Annotated in this window: 15 protein-coding genes, 1 pseudogene and 1 riboswitch; of the genes and pseudogenes, 7 read left to right on the top strand and 9 right to left on the bottom strand. The window is 65.1% G+C overall.

Annotated elements, in window-relative coordinates:
• Positions 1–21 precede the first annotated feature (21 nt).
• The gene (locus PIN01S_RS11385) at positions 22–492 is read left to right on the top strand and encodes a chemotaxis protein CheW (RefSeq protein WP_084335786.1); all 471 of its coding nucleotides are present in this window, start codon (positions 22–24) and stop codon (positions 490–492) included.
• A gap of 89 nt (positions 493–581) precedes the next feature.
• On the opposite strand, the gene PIN01S_RS11380 is transcribed toward PIN01S_RS11385, so the two are convergent.
• On the bottom strand, positions 582–1,301 hold the full coding sequence (locus PIN01S_RS11380; protein ID WP_084335785.1) for a 16S rRNA (uracil(1498)-N(3))-methyltransferase: 720 nt from the start codon (positions 1,299–1,301) through the stop codon (positions 582–584).
• A 95-nt stretch (positions 1,302–1,396) separates the two neighbouring features.
• On the bottom strand, positions 1,397–2,800 hold the full coding sequence (locus PIN01S_RS11375) for an adenosylmethionine--8-amino-7-oxononanoate transaminase (RefSeq protein ID WP_084335784.1): 1,404 nt from the start codon (positions 2,798–2,800) through the stop codon (positions 1,397–1,399).
• Between the two features lie 138 nt (positions 2,801–2,938).
• On the opposite strand from PIN01S_RS11375, the gene PIN01S_RS11370 reads away from it, so the two are divergent.
• The 3 genes from PIN01S_RS11370 (at position 2,939) to PIN01S_RS11360 (ending at position 5,833) form a co-directional block, all read left to right on the top strand.
• Positions 2,939–4,423: a flavin monoamine oxidase family protein gene (locus PIN01S_RS11370; protein ID WP_084335937.1), complete on the top strand. Its 1,485-nt coding sequence runs from the start codon at positions 2,939–2,941 to the stop codon at positions 4,421–4,423.
• Between the two features lie 213 nt (positions 4,424–4,636).
• Positions 4,637–5,182: a cytochrome b gene (locus tag PIN01S_RS11365; protein WP_084335783.1), complete on the top strand. Its 546-nt coding sequence runs from the start codon at positions 4,637–4,639 to the stop codon at positions 5,180–5,182.
• Between the two features lie 72 nt (positions 5,183–5,254).
• Positions 5,255–5,833: a YceI family protein gene (locus tag PIN01S_RS11360; protein WP_084335782.1), complete on the top strand. Its 579-nt coding sequence runs from the start codon at positions 5,255–5,257 to the stop codon at positions 5,831–5,833.
• 68 nt (positions 5,834–5,901) lie between these two features.
• On the opposite strand, the gene rhlE2 is transcribed toward PIN01S_RS11360, so the two are convergent.
• From rhlE2 to PIN01S_RS11330, 6 genes are all read right to left on the bottom strand, one after another.
• Positions 5,902–7,719 carry an RNA helicase RhlE2 gene (gene rhlE2, locus PIN01S_RS11355; RefSeq protein ID WP_084335781.1) on the bottom strand — a complete coding sequence of 606 codons (1,818 nt, stop codon included), beginning with the start codon at positions 7,717–7,719 and terminating at the stop codon, positions 5,902–5,904.
• A gap of 250 nt (positions 7,720–7,969) precedes the next feature.
• A complete protein-coding gene (locus PIN01S_RS11350; RefSeq protein ID WP_084335780.1) occupies positions 7,970–8,707 on the bottom strand; it encodes a DUF3142 domain-containing protein in 738 nt (245 codons plus the stop codon).
• 3 nt (positions 8,708–8,710) lie between these two features.
• Positions 8,711–10,873, bottom strand: coding sequence for a PA5441 family protein (locus tag PIN01S_RS11345; RefSeq protein WP_084335779.1), 2,163 nt, complete (start codon positions 10,871–10,873; stop codon positions 8,711–8,713).
• Positions 10,874–10,920: 47 nt separating this feature from the next.
• On the bottom strand, positions 10,921–11,766 hold the full coding sequence (gene metF / locus PIN01S_RS11340) for a methylenetetrahydrofolate reductase [NAD(P)H] (protein ID WP_084335778.1): 846 nt from the start codon (positions 11,764–11,766) through the stop codon (positions 10,921–10,923).
• Between the two features lie 97 nt (positions 11,767–11,863).
• Positions 11,864–13,273 carry an adenosylhomocysteinase gene (ahcY, locus tag PIN01S_RS11335; protein ID WP_084335777.1) on the bottom strand — a complete coding sequence of 470 codons (1,410 nt, stop codon included), beginning with the start codon at positions 13,271–13,273 and terminating at the stop codon, positions 11,864–11,866.
• Positions 13,274–13,295: 22 nt separating this feature from the next.
• A riboswitch (S-adenosyl-L-homocysteine riboswitch) is annotated at positions 13,296–13,405 on the bottom strand.
• 94 nt (positions 13,406–13,499) lie between these two features.
• Positions 13,500–14,747 (bottom strand): cation:proton antiporter, encoded by a 1,248-nt coding sequence (locus PIN01S_RS11330; RefSeq protein ID WP_084335776.1) that lies wholly within the window; start codon positions 14,745–14,747, stop codon positions 13,500–13,502.
• A 273-nt stretch (positions 14,748–15,020) separates the two neighbouring features.
• On the opposite strand from PIN01S_RS11330, the gene PIN01S_RS11325 reads away from it, so the two are divergent.
• From PIN01S_RS11325 to PIN01S_RS11315, 3 genes are all read left to right on the top strand, one after another.
• The gene (locus tag PIN01S_RS11325) at positions 15,021–15,473 is read left to right on the top strand and encodes a hypothetical protein (RefSeq protein ID WP_084335775.1); all 453 of its coding nucleotides are present in this window, start codon (positions 15,021–15,023) and stop codon (positions 15,471–15,473) included.
• A 161-nt stretch (positions 15,474–15,634) separates the two neighbouring features.
• Positions 15,635–17,233, top strand: a complete 1,599-nt coding sequence (locus PIN01S_RS11320) for a methyl-accepting chemotaxis protein (RefSeq protein WP_084335774.1) — start codon at positions 15,635–15,637, stop codon at positions 17,231–17,233.
• Between the two features lie 73 nt (positions 17,234–17,306).
• Positions 17,307–17,753: a c-type cytochrome gene (locus tag PIN01S_RS11315; protein ID WP_084335773.1), complete on the top strand. Its 447-nt coding sequence runs from the start codon at positions 17,307–17,309 to the stop codon at positions 17,751–17,753.
• Positions 17,754–17,951: 198 nt separating this feature from the next.
• Here the strand turns inward: PIN01S_RS11315 and PIN01S_RS11310 are convergent.
• Positions 17,952–18,348: pseudogene (locus tag PIN01S_RS11310) on the bottom strand (IS4 family transposase); the annotation flags it as partial.

Here is an 18,348-nt window from a genome sequence, read left to right as displayed (position 1 = left end):
CCTGACCGTATCGAGGATTTCATGAGCCAAGCCATCGCCACCCAGAGCACTGCCAAGGAGCTGACCGGTCTCCTGCTGCCTTTGACGGACCGGACCCTGCTCCTGCCCAACGTGGCGGTCGCCGAACTGATTCCCTTCCGGGCTCCCCAGGCCAGCCCCGGGCTGCCGGATTGGTTCCTGGGTCAGGTCGCCTGGCGTGACCTGCGCCTGCCGCTGCTGTCCTTCGAGGCGGCCTCCGACGGCCAGGCCGTGATCGGAATGGGCGCTCGCGTGGCTGTGATCAACGCGCTTGGCGGTCGGGCCCATGTGAAGTTCCTGGCTCTGCTGGTGCAAGGTATCCCGCGCTCGATCAAGATCGATGCGCATCTGCTGCAATCCAATGCTCCTCTGGCGCCGCTGGAACTGGCGGCAGCCGACCTCGGCGAAGGGATCGTCAAGATCCCGGACCTGATCGGACTGGAGCAAATGCTCGCCGACGCGGGTTTGATTTGAAGCAGCGGCAAGCTTCAAGCCCCAAGCGGTAAGAAAAAAGCCGCTAGACGGCGGCACGAAGCCGGCCCCTAGTCTGATCCGCTTGCCGCTTAGAAGTCCCCCCACAACTGCTGTGCCACGCTCAGGGCTACCACGGGCGCGGTTTCGGTACGCAATACGCGCGGGCCGAGCCGGGCGGCGTGGAAGCCGGCTGCTTTCGCCTGATCGACTTCCGTTTCGGAGAGCCCACCCTCGGGACCGATGAGAAAGGCCAGCGATGCCGGTTTCGGATGGCTACTCAGCGGCTCGGCCACCGGATGCAGGACCAGCTTGAGATCGGCTTCGGTCTGGCGCAGCCAGTCGCTCAGCAGCAGGGGCGGGTGGATGACCGGCAGCACCGAGCGACCGCATTGCTCGCAGGCGCTGATCGCGATCTGCCGCCAGTGAGAAAGACGCTTGTCGGCGCGCTCGTCCTTCAGGCGTACTTCGCAGCGCTCGCTGACCACGGGCGTGATGACCGCGACGCCCAGCTCGGTGGCTTTCTGGATGGCCCAATCCATTCGTTCGCCGCGCGAGAGGCCCTGGCCGAGGTGCACTCGGAGCGGCGATTCCGCTTGTCCGTCGAACTGCTCTGTGAGTTCGACCCGCACACTCTTCTTCCCGACTTCGCTTAACTGGCCCAGGAATTCCTGGCCACTGCCATCGAACAGTTGCACCGCATCGCCCACCACGAGGCGCAGGACGCGGCCGATATAGTGAGCCTGGGCCTCGGGTAGTCCATGCTGGCCAAGGGAGAGCGGTTGATCGACGAAGAAACGGGATAGACGCATAGGGCTGGCTGCAAGCGGCAAGTGAGAAGCGGCAAGCTTAAAGCGTTCTGGCCTCGGCTCGAAGTGCTTGTTACCTACCGCGAAGCAGGCTGCCGCTATCCGGGATCGCGGAACCCGGGATAACGGCCGCCCAGTGGAACGCTCACGCTGTCGCGCGTAGCGATGTCGATGCCCTCACTCGCCACCTCGGCAAGAAAGTCGATCTGCTCCTCGGTGATCACATAGGGCGGCAGGAAATACACCACGCTACCCAGGGGACGGAGCAGGGCACCACGCGACAGCGCATGCTCGAAGACCTTCAGGCCGCGACGTTCCTGCCAGGGGTAGGGCGTCTTGCTGGCCTTGTCCTGGACCATTTCGATGGCGAGCACCATCCCGGTCTGGCGCACTTCGGCCACTTGCGGATGATCGATCAGGTGCGCCGTGGCCTGGGCCATGCGTGCGGCAAGCCGCCGGTTGTTCTCGATCACCCGGTCGCTCTCGAAGATATCCAGGGTCGCCAGGGCCGCCGCACACGCCAGCGGATTGCCGGTATAGCTATGCGAGTGGAGGAAGGCACGCAGTGTCGAGTAGTCGTCGTAGAAGGCCTGGTAGATCCGGTCGGTGGTGAGGCAGGCCGCCAGCGGCAGATAGCCCCCGGTGAGCGCCTTGGACAGGCAGAGGAAATCGGGGGTGATGCCGGCCTGTTCGCAGGCGAACATCGTGCCGGTGCGGCCGAAGCCGACGGCGATCTCGTCATGGATCAGGTGCACGCCGTAGCGATCGCAGGCTTCGCGCAGGAGCTTGAGATAGACCGGGTGGTACATGCGCATGCCGCCCGCACCCTGGATCAGCGGCTCGACGATCACGGCCGCGATTTCTCGATGGTGCTCGGCCAGAGTCTGTTCCATGTGGCCGAACATGAGCCGCGAATGGTCTTCCCAGCTCACCCCTTCGGGGCGGTGATAGCAGTCCGGGCTCGGCACCTTGAGCGTATCCAGCAGCAGCGCCTTGTAGGTGTCGGTGAACAGCGCGACGTCTCCCACCGACATCGCAGCCACGGTTTCGCCGTGGTAGCTGTTGCTGAGGGTGACGAAGCGCTTCTTCTCCGGTTTGCCGACGTTGAGCCAGTAGTGGTGGCTCATTTTCAGCGCCACTTCGATGCAGGACGAGCCATTGTCGGCATAGAAGACCCGTTCCAGGCCGGCCGGCGTCATGGCGACCAGCCGCTCGGAGAGTTCGATCACCGGCTGGTGGCTGAAGCCGGCGAGAATGACGTGTTCGAGCTGGTCGACCTGATCCTTGATCCGCTGGTTGATGCGCGGGTTGGCGTGGCCGAACACATTGACCCACCAGGAGCTGACCGCGTCGAGATAGCGCTTGCCCTCGAAATCCTCCAGCCAGACACCTTCGCCGCGGCGGATCGGCACCAGCGGCAGCCGCTCGTGGTCTTTCATCTGGGTACAGGGATGCCAGAGCACGGCGAGGTCGCGCTGCATCCACTCGGCGTTGAGGCCCATGCGGTCGTCTCCTGTAATGATCGGCACAGCCTATCAGATGAGCGGCAGGGCGTTTTCGGCACGCCGGCGGATACGTCTGGTTTCGCCGAGGGTGGCTGGGTATGCTGCGCGCCGTCGTTTCAAGCAGGGGATTGCATGATGTCGTTACGTTGGGCGCGCGCGTTGGCGCTGCTGGTGCTCGGGTTGGCTGCCGGTCTGGCGCAGGGCAAGGACAAGCAGCCCACGGCGATTGTGGTCGGCGCGGGTTTGTCGGGGCTTTCCGCGGCCTACGAGCTACAGCAGGCCGGCTGGCAGGTGACCCTGCTGGAAGCCAAGCCGACCGTCGGCGGGCGCTCCGGGCTGGCGGCTGGCGAGTGGGTCGGCAACGCCAAGGTGCAGCCGGTGCTCAACGGCTACCTCGACAGCTTCAAGATCAAGACGCAACCGGCACCCGACTACGTACGCACGCCGGGCTATCTGATCGATGGCCAGTATTTCAGCGCCACCGAACTGGCCGACAAGCAGCCGACCACCGCTCAGGCCTTGTTGCGTTTCGAAAAGACCCTCGACGATCTGGCCGCCGCCATCGACGACCCGCTCAACCCGGCAGCGAACAACACGCTGTTCGCCCTCGACCAGATCAACGTGGCGCGCTGGCTGGACAAGCTCGAACTGCCGCCGACCGCGCGTCTGCTGGTCAACCAGCGCATTCGTACCCGCTACGACGAACCGTCGCGGCTGTCGCTGCTTTACCTGGCGCAACAGACCCGGGTCTATCGCGGCATCGATGACCGCGACCTGCGCGCGGCGCGCCTGCCGGGCGGCAGCCAAGTGCTGGCCCAGGCGTTCGTCAAGAAGCTGAAGACGATCAAGACCAAGGCGCGGGTTTCCGCCATCAGCCAGGACAAGGACGGCGTCACCGTGAAAGTCGGTGCCACCGGCTATCACGCCGACTACGTGGTGCTCGCCGTACCCTTGCGCGCATTGGCGCAGATCCAGTTCATCCCGGCGCTTTCCGAGCGGCAGCAAGGCGCGCTGAAGAGCACCAACTACGGTTGGCGCGACCAGATGCTGCTGAAGTTCAAGAGCCCGGTCTGGGACAGCAAGGCGCGGATGTCCGGGGAAATCTACAGCGACCAAGGCCTCGGCATGCTCTGGATCGAGCCGGCGCTGAAAGGCGGCGCCAATGTGTTGATCAACCTGTCCGGCGATAACGCGCGGCTGTTGCAGGCGTTCGGTGACCGGCAGATGGTGGACCAGGTGCTGATTCGCCTGCACAAGCACTATCCCAAGGCGCGGGGTGCGTTCAGCGGCTACGAGATCCGTCGCTACAGCACCGATCCGGGAACGGTCGGCGCCTACCTCGCCTATGGCCCGGGGCAGATCAGTCGTTTCTGGCGGCTCTGGGAGCAGCCGTTGCAGCGTGTGGCCTTCGCCGGCGAACACACCGATGCGCTGCATCCGGGCACGCTGGAAGGTGCGCTGAGCAGCGGCAAGCGGGCTGCCGCGCAGTTGCAGGATCTGCTGGCCGGCAAGACCATCGAGCCGGTACAGCCGGCGGCGGCCGCTCCGAAGCAGCCCGAGCCGGCCAAGGCCGAAGAGGCCAAGCCGAAGCCGGGTTTCTTCTCCGGATTGTTCAAATAATCGATGCGCTCCGCCCGCAATGGGCGGATGTGCCGACGGTTGCATCGGTGTGCTCGTCGATGCGCTACCTCGCTCTGTGATGAGCGTCTCGGTGATTGTCGCAGGCACGCTAACGATCGTATTTCCCGATATTTCAAAGCGAAATTTTCCGCTTTAACTCGATAGATTTATCGTTAGTCTTTCTCAATCGTTTTCCGGGGAAGACTTCCTGACATGCAATTGCGCAACTCTTCTGCCCGCTACGGGCTGGTCAGCGTCCTGCTGCACTGGCTGGTGGCTGTGGCCGTCTTCGGTCTGTTCGCCCTTGGCTTCTGGATGGTTGGGCTGGACTACTACAGCAGCTGGTACAAGCGCGCGCCGGACATTCACAAGAGCATCGGCATCCTTCTGTTCCTCCTCATGCTGGGGCGCCTGGTCTGGCGTTTCGTCAGCCCGCCGCCAGCCGCGCTGCCCGAGCACGATCGGTTGACCCGCCTGGGCGCGACGCTGGGGCACGGCCTGCTCTACCTGGGGCTGTTCGGCGTGATGATTTCCGGCTACCTGATCTCGACGGCGGACGGACGCGGCATCGGTGTCTTCGGCTGGTTCGAAGTGCCGGCGCTGGTCAGCGGCCTGCCGGAGCAGGAGGACATCGCCGGGCATATCCACAAGTACCTGGCCTGGGGACTGGTGATCTTCGCGGTCATCCATGCCCTGGCCGCGTTGAAGCACCACTTTCTCGACCGCGATACGACGCTGGTGCGGATGCTCGGCCGCTGACCTTTCGCGAAACGAATTGCGGGGGCGTGGGAACGCCTCTGCCTGTTACCCGACCTCACTGGAGAGTTACCCATGTTGAAGAAAACCCTCGCCGCACTGGCGCTCGGCTCCGCACTGCTGACCGCCGGCCAGGCCATGGCCGCCGATTACGTGATTGACAAGCAGGGCCAGCACGCGTTCGTCAATTTCAAGATCAGCCACCTGGGCTACAGCTGGCTGTATGGCACCTTCAAGGATTTCGACGGCACCTTCAGCTTCGACGAGAAGAACCCGGAAGCGAGCAAGGTGAAGGTGAACATCAACACCGAGAGCGTCGACACCAACCATGCCGAGCGTGACAAGCACCTGCGCAGCGGCGACTTCCTCAACGTCAGCAAGCACCCGACTGCGACTTTCGAGTCGACAGCGGTGAAGTCCACCGGTACCGGCACCGCCGACATCACCGGCAACCTGACCCTCAACGGCGTGACCAAGCCGGTGGTGATCAAGGCCAAGCTGGTCGGCCAGGGCGATGACCCGTGGGGCGGCTACCGTGCCGGTTTCGAGGGTTCCACCACCCTCAAGCTGAAGGACTTCGACATTCAGAAGGACCTCGGCCCGGCTTCCCAGGAAGTGGAGCTGATTCTCTCGGTGGAAGGCGTGCGCCAGTAAGAACCAAGCGCAACGCGGAACGAAAACGCCGACCTCGAGGTCGGCGTTTTCGTTTGGGCCCAGCGGTTTCAGCTATCCCGGTTACGGGTCAGCAGGGCCGGTTTTTCGCCGCGTGGACGGCTCGGCAACTGCTCCAGCTGCTCCAGCGTGGGCAGGCGCTCACCCCGGGATTTGTGCAGGATGCGCGGCTGGGTCTCGCGCTGCGGTCGAGCCTCGGTCGGCTCGCGCAACGGCGGCTCGCTGCGCAGGCTGTCTTCGCGACGGCCCTGGCCACCCCGGCCCTTGCGCCGGCCTTGGCCGGCCTTGCCCTGGCCTTGCCCCTGGCCATTGTTGCTGCGGCCCTGAGCCGGCCCTTGCGAGCCTTGTCCACGAGCACCCTGGCCACGGCCCTGGCTGCCACCCTGCGGCTGGCCCTGACCCTGTCCACCGCTACGGCGCCCGCGGCCTTGCTGCTTCTGGTACGGGCTGACGTAATCGACCCGGTTGCCGAAGTTGTCGACTTCGTCGTCGAGGAATTCTTCGGGATCGCGGTCCGGAGGTAGCGCGGGGACGGGCGCACGTGCGGCCTTGGCGGGCTGCTGCTGGTCCTGGCGCGGGCCCTTCGGCTTGGCCTTGTTGCGTTCCTTGCCCTTGTCCTTGCGGCCGCTCCCGGCCTTGCGCTCGCCGGCCGGCTGTTGGTTGCGCGGCGGGCGCGGCTCCTGGCGCTCGCGGGTCTCCGGGCGTTCGGCCTCGACCGAGGCTGGGTCGAAGCCCATGGTGTCGCCGTCCGGAATCTTCTGCTTGGTCATCCGTTCGATGCTTTTCAGCAGCTTCTCTTCATCCGGGGCCACCAGCGAGATGGCTTCGCCGCTGCGGCCGGCACGGCCGGTACGGCCGATGCGGTGCACGTAGTCTTCCTCGACATTGGGCAGCTCGAAGTTGACCACATGGGGCAACTGGTCGATGTCCAGGCCACGGGCGGCGATATCGGTGGCCACCAGGATGCGCACCTGGTTGGCCTTGAAGTCGGCCAGGGCCTTGGTGCGGGCGTTCTGGCTCTTGTTACCGTGGATCGCCAGCGCCGGCAGGCCGTGCTTGTCGAGGTACTCGGCCAGGCGATTGGCACCATGCTTGGTGCGGGTGAACACCAGGACCTGTTCCCAGGCGCCCTGGGTGATCAGATGGGCCAGCAGGGCACGCTTGTGGCTGGCGGCCACGCGGAACACGCGCTGCTCGATGCGCTCCACCGTGGTGTTCGGCGGGGTGACTTCGATGCGTTCGGGGTTGTGCAGGAGCTTGCTGGCGAGGTCGGTGATGTCTTTCGAGAAGGTCGCCGAGAACAGCAGGTTCTGGCGCTTGGGCGGCAGCTTGGCGAGGACCTTCTTCACATCGTGGATGAAGCCCATGTCGAGCATGCGGTCGGCTTCGTCGAGCACGAGGATTTCCACGTGGGACAGATCGACGCTGCCCTGACCGACCAGGTCGAGCAGGCGACCGGGGCAGGCCACCAGGACGTCGACGCCCTTGGCCAGCGCCTGGACCTGCGGGTTCATGCCGACGCCGCCGAAGATGCAGGCGCTGACGAATTTCAGGTCGCGGGCGTAGACCTTGAAGCTGTCATGTACCTGGGCCGCCAGTTCGCGTGTCGGCGTCAGGACCAGCACGCGCGGCTGGCGCGGGCCGTGGCGATGTTCGCGGTCGGGATGTCCGCCGGGAAACAGGCGTTCGAGGATGGGCAGGGCGAAGCCTGCGGTTTTGCCCGTACCCGTCTGGGCGGCGACCATCAGGTCGCGGCCTTGCAACACGGCGGGAATGGCCCGCTGTTGCACTGGGGTGGGCTCTTTGTAGCCGGCTGCCTCGATGGCACGGACTAAAGCCTCGGAGAGACCGAGGGAAGCAAAGGACATGAGAAATCCTGTTCAGTTCTGGGGCGATGCCCGATGGGGTGATCTGCCTGGCTTGAATCGCAACTGGCGTGCGATCCCGTCCGGTCCTGCGGGGCCACTCGGGCCGCGCATCCGGGCGTAAGCCTGGCGGGAAGCGCCGAGTATAACAGAGCCTGCGGGCGATGCCGCTTTCCTCTTGCTGAACGGTTGTCGCGGCGTGCCGGGTTGTGATCGGCCGAACATTCGTCTTGCCGCTCTTCCGGTATCCGAGTCACGGGTTGCGCAGGAACACCACGTAGCCACGAAACCAAGGCGAACGGACGAGGTAGTCGGGCGCCCGCCACTCGCCCTGTTGCACCAGCCCGATCTTGAACGGCAGGCCCAACCGGCTGACGCGTGGCAGGTAGGCCTGGTAATCGGTGATGGTCGAGAGACCCTGGTAGGTCTGGACCACCACCTCATCGACGACGCCCTTCAACTGCCCGATGGCTGTCGGGTCGGCATTGCTGCTCCAATCCAGCAGCCCGGTGATGCTGAGGCGGTATTCGACCGGCAGGCGACGGCGCAGGTCGCGGAGGAAATCCACGTATTCGTGGAGGTGCAGCGTCCGGGCGTCGAAATCGATCTGTACGCCGACCACCCGGTGTCCGGCACGCTGCCAGCGGCGCAACTGCGCGAGCAGGGTGTCGTGGACGTGCGGCGGCCAGCGCAGGGTGTGCGCGCGATAGGCCAGCCAGACCTCGCTGCGGCTCGGCTTGGGAATGGCCACGCCTTGAGCGGCGAAGCGAACTTCGGGATGTGCGCTGCGGCGTATGGCGCTGATCTGGCCTTGCAGGATGTACAGGGTCCTGGCCTGGGCCAGGACGGGCTGAGGGCGGACGCCGCTCCACAGCCAGAAGGCATCGTAGTCGCTGGCTTCCACGGCAGCGTTCGCCGGACCGGAAGGCCACGGGGCGGCCAGGAGAGCCAGCAGAATACAGGCGGCCAGGGTTCGCGCGAGCCGCCCCATGGGTTACCAGTAGTACTTTAGCGACTGCGCCCAGGTGGTCTGGGCATAGCGGTTCTTCAGGGTCTGGAACCACTGCTTGCGCTGGCTCTGTGGAATGTCCTGCGGGCCGCAGCCGTTGTAGCCGCTCGGCGCGTAGCAGTTGATCGCCCGGTACAGCGCGTAGGCCTTGTCGTCGGATGAGGCCTTGGCATCGGCGACTACATGGAGATAGCCATCCAGCCGGGAATAGATCGGGCCGGGGAACAGCGGCTCGCTGCCGCCGAGGACCTGTTCGTCGGGCTGGCGGTTCAGCGCAAAGCCGTCCAGGCCGTTGCGCAGGATGAATTCGCCCAGGCAGTTCAAGCCTTTCGGGTCCTGCGCGTTCGCCTGTAGAGCCTGGGCTGTCTCTGCGAGGGATGGGCACTGATAACCCGAGGTATCCCCGCCAGACCAGCGGAACAGTGCCAGGTTGCGCAGGCTGTCGACGTTGGCTGCGGGCTGCTCCGGCGTTGTCTTCGGCAGCAGCGCCAGGTCGGCTGAGAAGTCGTCGTAATGGCCGCGGAGCAAGTCCTTGTAGAGCAGGGCGAACAGCGCCGTTTCCCGTTCCTCATTCGGAACTCCGCCCGCCTGGGCCTGCTTGCGCAGCAGGTCAGGGCCGGCGACATGGCGCAACAGGATTTCCCGGACGCGGGGAGTGCGGATCGGCGAGCCGTCGGCGAACACCGCGTCCAGTTGGCCACTGCGCTCGTAGTTCATGGCCAGGGCCAGTTCCAGCTGGGCGCGCTGCAAGGGGTGCTGGGCCAGGGGCAGCAGATCCAGCCAGAGCTTGGCGGCCTGCTGCCGGTCGCCTTTGGCCTCCAGGGCCAGGCCGCGCAGGGTCTGCTGACTGAAGGTCAGGTAGTCCAGCGGTGTTGTCGGAAGGGTGCTGGGCAGGCTTTCCAGGGTTTTCTCCGGGGAGCCTTCGACGAAGAAGTGGTAGGCGCTCAGCAGATAGGCATGCAGCGCCGGATGTTGCTCGAACGACCCGCGCTGGGCCTGGAGGGCATCCCGGTCGAGGGCGCCGGGCGCGTCGGTGCGCAACTTCATCAGGTCGAGCGTGGCCAGCAGCAGGGGGCTGTCGACCGCATCGGGAGCGGTGACGGTGAGCAGTTTGTTATCCACTTCCTGTAGCAGCGCCACTTGCTGATCCGGGTTCTGTTGCGCATTCGCTTCGGCGAACAGCCGGGCGTATTCGTCGGCCAGCTTGCGCGGGTCCTGCATCAGCCAGTAGAGCCGGCGGCGCAGGCCGTTTGCGGAGAGGGCGTAGCGGCCTTCCGGGTAGGCGGCGAGATACGCCTCGAAGGCGGTTTGCGCAGTCTGGAGAGCATCGTGGTCGACGTTTTCCATCTGCGGGTAGCCCCACTCGTCGAAGGCGTTGCGCTGGGCGGCGTTCAACTGGGTGCGTCCGACCATGTAGCGGGCGGTTTCGCGCAGCCAGTCGTCCTCGCTGTCGACGAGCGCCTCGAAGTCCTGCCGGGCCGTGTCGAAGTCACCGGTATAGAAAGCCGTGGCGCCGGTAAGGTAACGGGCGAATTGCTGGCCGAGCGGTGTCTCGATACCCGTCGGGGTGAGCGCGTCCTCCGAGCCGTCCTCCAGATGCAACTGGAGCATGCGCAGACGGACGCGGGCCAGCTCCTGGCGCTCGGCGTCGGGCAGATCGGCTTCGAGCAGCCGGGTCAGGAATAGCCGGGCGGTGTCGTGGTTGTTGCTGCGTCCACGCCCACCTTCACCCTCGGCGTAGCTGTCCTCGCCGCCCAGGCTCAGGCTGGCGACGTCGCCGCCGATGCGTTGCAGCAGATCGTCCGCCGGCTCGGGTGTGGTGGACGCGGAGGCTGCCGCTTCGACGGGCGGGCTGGGCTCGTGGAGCATGGCCAGGTTGAAAGGCACCGGGCCGTAGCCGAGCGTGCGGTCGTACTCCGAGACCGGGTATTCCGGCAGCGAGGCCTGGCCGGCATCGGTCAGCAGCAAGCGCAGGTTCACCTGGCTGTCGTTGCCCGGGCTGAGGAATGGCAGGTTGCTGCAGGCATCCAGTTGGTGGTGGATGAGCGACCAGTCCGGGTAGCAGCCGTCATCGCTGCTGGCTTGGGCGAAGGGAGCGGCGAATCCGCCGAGAAGCAGGGCGATGAGGGAAAGGCGGTGCTGTTTCATGGCTCGTCCTTGAGTGGTAGCGGCCGCGCTCGCGGCCGCTGCGTCCGTCAGCGGGGCAGTTTGAGGTTGTTCCAGATGGCGAGGCTGGGCTCGGCCTGGTTCAAAGTGTAGAAGTGCAGACCCGGCGCGCCACCTTGCAGCAATCGTTCGCACATCTCGGTGATCACCTGTTCGCCGAACGCCTGGATGCTGTCGATGTCATCGCCATAGGCTTCCAGCTGCTTGCGTATCCAGCGCGGGATTTCCGCACCGCAGGCATCGGAGAAGCGCGCCAGCTTGCTGTAGTTGGTGATCGGCATGATGCCGGGCACTACCGGGATATCCACACCCATCTTGCGCACGCGCTCGACGAAGTAGAAATAGCTGTCGGCGTTGAAGAAGTACTGGGTGATGGCGCTGCTGGCGCCGGCTTTGGCCTTGCGCACGAAGTTGGCCAGGTCGGATTCGAAGTTGCGCGCCTGCGGATGGACTTCGGGGTAGGCGGCCACTTCGATGTGGAAGTGCTCGCCGGTTTCGGCGCGGATGAATTCGACCAGTTCGTTGGCGTAGCGCAGCTCGCCGCTGGCCATGCCCATGCCGGACGGCAGGTCGCCGCGCAGGGCGACGATGCGCTTGATCCCGGCGTCCTTGTAGCGCGCCAGCAGCTCGCGCAGTTCGGCCTTGGAGTCGCCGACGCAGGACAGGTGCGGCGCGGTAGGCACCTTCACTTCGCTGTCCAGTTGCAGCACGGTGTTCAGGGTACGGTCGCGGGTCGAGCCACCGGCCCCATAGGTGCAGGAAAAGAAATCGGGCTTGTAGCCAGCCAGCAGGCGTGCGGTGGCCAGCAGTTTTTCGTGTCCGGCTTCGGTCTTGGCAGGGAAGAATTCGAAGCTGTAACGGCGTTCTTGCGACATGGAGAAGGTTCCCTTCTCAGCGGCAAGCTTCAAGCCCCAAGCTGCAAGTGGATTCGGCTCCCTCTTGCAGCTTGCGGCCTGCAGCTTGGGGCTGTGGTTAGTAGCGGTAGCTGTTCGGCTTGAACGGGCCTTCCTGGGTCACGCCGATGTACTCGGCCTGCTGGGCGGTCAGGCGAGTGACTACGCCGCCGAAGCCTTTCACCATTTCCAGGGCGACTTCTTCGTCGAGCTTCTTCGGCAGCACTTCCACGCGAATCTGCGCCGGCTTGCCGCTGGCCGGCAGGTCGGCGAACTTCGCGCCGTACAGGTGGATCTGTGCCAGCACCTGGTTGGCGAAGGAGCCGTCCATGATCCGGCTCGGGTGACCGGTGGCGTTGCCCAGGTTCACCAGGCGGCCTTCGGCGAGCAGGATCAGGTAGTCGTCGTTGTGCGGATCGAAACCGTCCGCGCCGGTGCGGTGGACTTTGTGCACCTGCGGCTTCACTTCTTCCCAGGCCCAGGCCTTGCGCATGAAGGCGGTGTCGATTTCGTTGTCGAAGTGGCCGATGTTGCAGACCACGGCGCGCTTCTTCAGCGCCTTGAGCATGTTGGCGTCGCAGACGTTGACGTTACCGGTGGTGGTGACGATCAGGTCGATCTTGCCCAGCAGGTCGCGGTCGATGCTGGCTTCGGTGCCGTCGTTGAGGCCGTTCTTGTACGGCGAGACGACTTCGAAGCCGTCCATGCAGGCCTGCATGGCGCAGATCGGGTCGACTTCGGCCACCTTGACGATCATGCCTTCCTGGCGAAGCGACTGTGCCGAGCCCTTGCCCACGTCGCCGTAGCCGATGACCAGCGCCTGCTTGCCGGACAGCAGGTGGTCGGTAGCGCGCTTGATGGCGTCGTTGAGGCTGTGGCGGCAGCCGTACTTGTTGTCGTTCTTGCTCTTGGTCACCGAGTCGTTGACGTTGATCGCCGGGACTTTCAGGGTGCCGGCCTTGAGCATGTCGAGCAGACGGTGCACGCCGGTGGTGGTTTCCTCGGTGATGCCGTGGATGCGGTCGAGCATCTGCGGGTACTTCTGGTGCAGGATCGCGGTCAGGTCGCCGCCGTCGTCGAGCACCATGTTGGCGTCCCAGGGCTGGCCGTCCTTGAGGATGGTCTGCTCGATGCACCATTCGTATTCCTGCTCGGTCTCGCCCTTCCAGGCGAACACCGGGATGCCGGCGGCGGCGATGGCGGCGGCGGCCTGGTCCTGGGTCGAGAAGATATTGCAGGACGACCAGCGTACTTCGGCGCCCAGCGCGACCAGGGTCTCGATCAGCACGGCGGTCTGGATGGTCATGTGGATGCAGCCGAGGATTTTCGCGCCCTTGAGCGGTTGTTCGGCGGCGTATTTACGGCGCAGCCCCATCAGGGCAGGCATTTCCGATTCGGCGATGATGATTTCGCGGCGGCCCCAGGGAGCCAGGGAAATGTCGGCGACCTTGTAGTCGGTGAAACCGGCAGGCGTCAGTACAGCGCTCATGAAAGAGTCTCCATTCGTGATATGCGAATGGGCGCCGTTGATGCGTTTGGCAACGCCCCAACCGAGCCTGACAGGACGAAGGCACGCGCGATGCGTTGGCTCCGGGTCTCTGCTGCAGCGCCCCTCGGATGGGTGGCGGGAACGGCCGAACGGAGTCGACCGTGTGAAACCCGGCGATTATAGCCGGGTGCGTGGCTATCCCCAAGCGTTGCGGACGAGCTGCGCGTCAGTGTGTGCGCGGTTCGTTGCCGCAAATGTGGCGCACCAGCCGGCCGATGCTCAGGCCCTGCACGAGGATCGAGAAGAGCACGATGATGTAGGTGATGTTCAGCAGCAGGTTGCGCTCTTCGCCGGCCGGCAGGGCCAGGGCGAGGGCCACCGAGATGCCGCCGCGCAATCCGCCCCAGGTGAGCAGGCGGATGGTCCCGCGCGGCACGCCGCCGCGCAGGCGGATCAGCGAGAAGGGCAGGCCGATGGTCAGTAGTCGGATGACCAGGATCGACAGCATCAGGGTTGCGCCGATCGCCAGGTAGAGCCAGGTGAAGGGCAACAGCAGCAGCTCCATGCCGATCAGCACGAACAGCACCGCATTGAGGATTTCGTCGATCAGCTCCCAGAAGTTGTCGACGTTTTCCCGCGTCTTGTCGGACATGGCGTGGAGCCGGCCCTGGTTGCCGATGATCAGGCCGGCCACCACCATGGCGATGGGGCCCGACAGGTGCAGGTGGGTCGCCAGGGTATAGCCGCCGATGACCAGGGCGAGGGTCAGCAGGACTTCCACTTGGTACTGGTCGATGCTCTTCAGCATGCGATAGACGATCCAGCCCAGTAGGGCGCCGAACAGCATGCCGCCGATGGCTTCTTCGACGAACAGCCAGCCGATCTCCCCGGCGCTGGGAATCTCGCCGGCGGCGAGGATGCCCAGCAGCACGGTGAACACCACCACGGCGACCCCGTCGTTGAACAGCGACTCGCCGACGATGGTGATCTCCAGCGGCTTGGGCGCGCCCGCCGAGCGCATGATGCCGAGTACGGCGATGGGGTCGGTGGGCGAGATCAGCGCACCGAACAGCAGGCAGTAGATCCAGGAGACCTGGAAGCCGAAGAGCTGGAAAACGCCGTAGGCGCAGGCGCCGATCAGGGCGGTGGAAACCAGCACGCCCAGGGTCGCCAGCGAGCCGATGGCCCAGCGCCGCTCGCGCAGGTCGGCAAGGTTGATGTGCAGGGCGCCGGCGAACAGCAACAGGGAAAGCATGCCGTTCATCAGCAGGTCGTTGAAGTCGATGCGGTTCATCATCGTCTCGATGCTGTCTTCCAGCACCGAATGGCCCAGCGCGCTCAGGCCCTGGAGCAGGAGCGAGAAGCCCAGGGCGATGGCCATGACGCCGATGGTCGGCGGGAATCCGATGAAGCGGTGGTTCAGATAGGCCAGCGCGGCGGTGAGGCTGATGAAGACGGCGGCGATTTCGAGCATGCGATCAATCCCTTGGCTGAGGTCGATGGACGCCTGGGGCGCGATACAGGGGAGTGGACCCCGGTCGGCGGCGGCTGTTCGGTCAGGTTTCCATTGGTCCCGGCGCGGCGGCCGGGGGGAACGGATTCTAACCCGAGGCTATCGTCGGACTGCTGGCGCTTTGCCCAGGTTGTCGACTTCATCACCGGCTGGGGGACGAACTCTGCCGCCGGTCGGCCGTCACAATTCAAGGGGCCGCAAGGGTTCCCATCCCGCTTTCGCTGGAGGTTCGTCATGAATGCTCTTCTACGCGCCACCGTCCTGGCCTTCGCGGCTTCCGCGTGCCTGCCGGCGCTGGCCGAATCCTGCCATGTGTCCGCCCAGCCCGAGGCCAAGACCCCACCGAGCAATGGCGGCAACGAATACTGCTTCGAACACGAGGGCATGCCGGAGGGGTCGCTGGACTGGTCATGCAACAACAAGACTGGAGACGTCGCCGGCATGCGCAAGGAAAAGCGCCAGGCTTGCCCCTCCGGTTACTTCGGCAGGTGCGTCGCGCCCCTGACCCAGGAAACGCTGGCCAACGAAATGTCCTCCGGCCGCTACGGCCAGGAGGCGGGCACGCCGCCGAACGTGCCGGACGAAGCGAAGATCGTCACCTACTATTACCAGGCGCTGGACAAGGGACAGGCGAAAGTCGACTGCGAAAGCGGCGGTGGTCGCTGGACGGAGGGCGATACCCGCTGAGCGCGGGGCAAAGGGCGGGCCGGAGCGCACGGAGCTGGCCGCCACCGCTCGTCTGTCCGAGGGGCGCGAGGAATGCGAACCTGCGGTAGATCAAGATATTCGCTCCTCGGCTCTTCCATGCTCGGCGCCTCTTTCGCTATCACTCCAGGGAGGACGCCGAGATGTCGTCGCACAGTGTTACCCACGTGTTGGATCGGTTGCTCGCCGGTATCGGCCTGAGGACGCTGAACCACCAGTTCCTGTTTTCCTATGCCCTGATGTTCGTGCTGGCCGCCAGCGCTTCGGTGGCCCTGTACCTGAGCATGTCGGTGTCGCCGGACACCCTCAACGTGGCGGGCGCGCAGCGCATGCTCAGCCAGAAAATGACCAAGGAGGCGCTGCTGCTGAGCCAGGGCGTCGGTGAGCGGGCGGTATTCCAGGGCACCCTCGAACAGTTCGAACAGGCGCACCGGGACCTGACGAACGGCAACCCGATGCGCAACATCAGCGCATTTCCCGATGCGGCGGTGCAGGCGCAACTGGCGCGTGTCGGAGAGCGCTGGCAGACCTTGCGCCCGTTGCTGGAGCAACTGGCTGGCCGGGCCGGCGAGGCGTCGCTGGATGAGGTCCAGGCGGCGTCGGTGGCGTTGCTCAAGGACATGAACGGTGCTGTCGGCATGATGACCGAGCTGGCCGAGCGGACCCAGCGCACCCAGATGTGGATCGCCTTCGTCTGTGTGCTAGGCATCCTGACCCTGGTGGTGTTCGGCCGCCAGTTCGGCCTGAGCCCGCTGATGAGCCAGTTGCGCGCGATCGAGCATGCACTGGTGCGGGTTGGCTCCGGGGATTTCCTCAATCGCCTGGACAGCCGCTACCGGGACAACGAAATCGCCCATATCTCCAATGGCTACAACCGCATGCTGGAACAGGTGCGCGAACTGCTCGGACGGATCAAGGACACCTGCGGCAACACCCAGCACCATCTGGACGACGTGCTTCTGGCCGTGGAAGCGGCCGGTGGCGGGGTCAGTCGCCAGCAGGAGGAGCTGGAGCAGGTCGCCACGGCCATGAATGAAATGAGTGCGACCGTGGTGGACGTGGCGCGCAACGCGGCCCAGGCCGCGGAGAACAGCCAGCGGGCCGAGCGCTTGGTGCAGGACGGGCGCAGGGCGGTGCAGGTCAGTGCCGGCCAGCTCGCCGCGCTGAGTGCGCAACTGGACGGCAGCGCCGAACAGGCCGGCGCACTGGAGAAGGACAGCGAGCAGGTGGGCAAGGTGCTGGCGGTGATCACCAGCATCGCCGAGCAGACCAACCTGCTGGCGCTCAATGCAGCCATCGAGGCGGCCCGGGCCGGTGAAGCCGGGCGCGGGTTCGCCGTGGTCGCCGATGAGGTCCGGACGCTGGCCAGCCGGACCCAGGCCTCCACCGAGGAAATCCGCGCCATCGTCCAGCGCTTGCAGGAAGGCGTCCATGGCGCCGGATCGAGCATGCGCGACAGCGCCGCCCAGGCCCGCGACAATCTCGGGCACATCCAGCAGGCGACCCAGGCGCTGGACGGCATCGTCGAAGCGGTGGATGCCATCAACGCCCTCAACCTGCAGATTGCCAGCGCCACCGAGGAGCAGAGCCAGGTGGCGTTGGACATCGACCAGCGTATCGGGCGGATCGCCGACCTGGCCAACCGGACCCGCGGTGACGCGCAGACGGTGAGCACCTCGGTGTCGGTCATCGATGGTGGCTTGCAGCAACTCCATGGCTTCCTCGAACGCTTCCGGACCTGAACGCACCGGGGCTGGCCTCTGGCGGGAGGCACGGGGATAATCTCCGGCTCCTCCATGCAAGCGATTGGTCGTCATGAAGTTGAAGTCCCTGTCGATAGTGGTGCTCTGCGCGGGCCTGGCCGCCTGCGGTGGTGTCGATCCCAACTCGCCCCTCGGCAAGCGCCAGGCGCTGTTCAAGGCAATGCTCAAGACCAGCGAAGACCTCGGGGGCATGCTGCGCGGGCGCGTTCCGTTCGACGAGCAGCGCTTCAGCGAGGGCGCAGTGAAGCTGGACGACCTCTCGCGCCAGCCCTGGCAGCATTTCCCGCAGGTCAAGGAAGAGGACGATACCTCGGCGCGGGACGAGGTCTGGCAGCGCCAGGAGCGCTTCCAGCAACTGGCCCACGATCTCGAAGCCTCGACGGCGGCGCTGGTCGAGGCGACCACCCGCAAGCCGCTCCAGCCCGAGTCACTGGCGGCGCCGGTGCAGCGCGTCGAGGATGCCTGTGAGGCCTGCCATCAGGAGTTCCGGGCGTACTGAGAACCTGTTTACGATCTGCTGCGCGTCGGCCCTGCTGCGTTAAAAACCGACTCGGACTACTCATTTACAGCGCGTAAAGTCGAATGCGACCCCAGCGCGTCCTCGTCGGTTTTTGCCTTGCATGGCTCTAGCACGCGAGATCGTAAACAGGTTCTGAGAGCCGGAAACGAAAAAGCCCCGCACTTGGCGTAATGCTGTTCACTTAAGCGGAGCGGCCTTTCGATCCACGGGATAGCGGGTCTTTGAAATCTTCACCGTCCTTGGTCGTGATGGCCTGGGGCGGTGATCCAGAAACAGCCCGCCGATTCCCGCCCTTAACTCCGACAAACGTCTTCCGGTTGCTGAAATCGGGTTGGCCGCCGCCATTACGATCAGCTGCACGGCGATGTAGTGGGCTACGGGTTTGAAGCGGATCTCACATGGAGAGCGGCCAAAGGCGACGGCAGCCTGGCTGGCTTCCCGGCGGATGATGTTGTAGGCCAGCAACAAGCCCCAGACCTCCTGGTAAACCAGTTCCTTTACCTTGCTACGCAGGGTCATTGCATTTTGCTGCAGAGAACTCTTGATATCCCTGAAGCCCAGTTCGATCTCCCAA

The organism is Pseudomonas indica NBRC 103045 (genome assembly GCF_002091635.1).
In the GTDB taxonomy this organism is placed as follows: Bacteria; Pseudomonadota; Gammaproteobacteria; order Pseudomonadales; family Pseudomonadaceae; genus Pseudomonas_M; species Pseudomonas_M indica.
Note: the sequence above shows the minus strand (reverse complement) of the source record. Positions and strands in the feature narration are given on the sequence as shown.

Excerpts from the sequence above, each read along its gene's own strand:
- PIN01S_RS11385 (WP_084335786.1), top strand. The coding sequence starts at position 22 with ATGAGCCAAGCCATCGCCACCCAGAGCACTGCCAAGGAGCTGACCGGT.
- PIN01S_RS11360 (WP_084335782.1), top strand. The coding sequence starts at position 5,255 with ATGTTGAAGAAAACCCTCGCCGCACTGGCGCTCGGCTCCGCACTGCTG.
- rhlE2 (WP_084335781.1), bottom strand. The coding sequence starts at position 7,719 with ATGTCCTTTGCTTCCCTCGGTCTCTCCGAGGCTTTAGTCCGTGCCATC.
- PIN01S_RS11375 (WP_084335784.1), bottom strand. The coding sequence starts at position 2,800 with ATGGGCCTCAACGCCGAGTGGATGCAGCGCGACCTCGCCGTGCTCTGG.
- PIN01S_RS11315 (WP_084335773.1), top strand. The coding sequence starts at position 17,307 with ATGAAGTTGAAGTCCCTGTCGATAGTGGTGCTCTGCGCGGGCCTGGCC.
- PIN01S_RS11320 (WP_084335774.1), top strand. The coding sequence starts at position 15,635 with ATGTCGTCGCACAGTGTTACCCACGTGTTGGATCGGTTGCTCGCCGGT.
- PIN01S_RS11330 (WP_084335776.1), bottom strand. The coding sequence starts at position 14,747 with ATGCTCGAAATCGCCGCCGTCTTCATCAGCCTCACCGCCGCGCTGGCC.
- metF (WP_084335778.1), bottom strand. The coding sequence starts at position 11,766 with ATGTCGCAAGAACGCCGTTACAGCTTCGAATTCTTCCCTGCCAAGACC.
- ahcY (WP_084335777.1), bottom strand. The coding sequence starts at position 13,273 with ATGAGCGCTGTACTGACGCCTGCCGGTTTCACCGACTACAAGGTCGCC.
- PIN01S_RS11365 (WP_084335783.1), top strand. The coding sequence starts at position 4,637 with ATGCAATTGCGCAACTCTTCTGCCCGCTACGGGCTGGTCAGCGTCCTG.
- PIN01S_RS11370 (WP_084335937.1), top strand. The coding sequence starts at position 2,939 with ATGTCGTTACGTTGGGCGCGCGCGTTGGCGCTGCTGGTGCTCGGGTTG.
- PIN01S_RS11350 (WP_084335780.1), bottom strand. The coding sequence starts at position 8,707 with ATGGGGCGGCTCGCGCGAACCCTGGCCGCCTGTATTCTGCTGGCTCTC.
- PIN01S_RS11380 (WP_084335785.1), bottom strand. The coding sequence starts at position 1,301 with ATGCGTCTATCCCGTTTCTTCGTCGATCAACCGCTCTCCCTTGGCCAG.
- PIN01S_RS11345 (WP_084335779.1), bottom strand. The coding sequence starts at position 10,873 with ATGAAACAGCACCGCCTTTCCCTCATCGCCCTGCTTCTCGGCGGATTC.
- PIN01S_RS11325 (WP_084335775.1), top strand. The coding sequence starts at position 15,021 with ATGAATGCTCTTCTACGCGCCACCGTCCTGGCCTTCGCGGCTTCCGCG.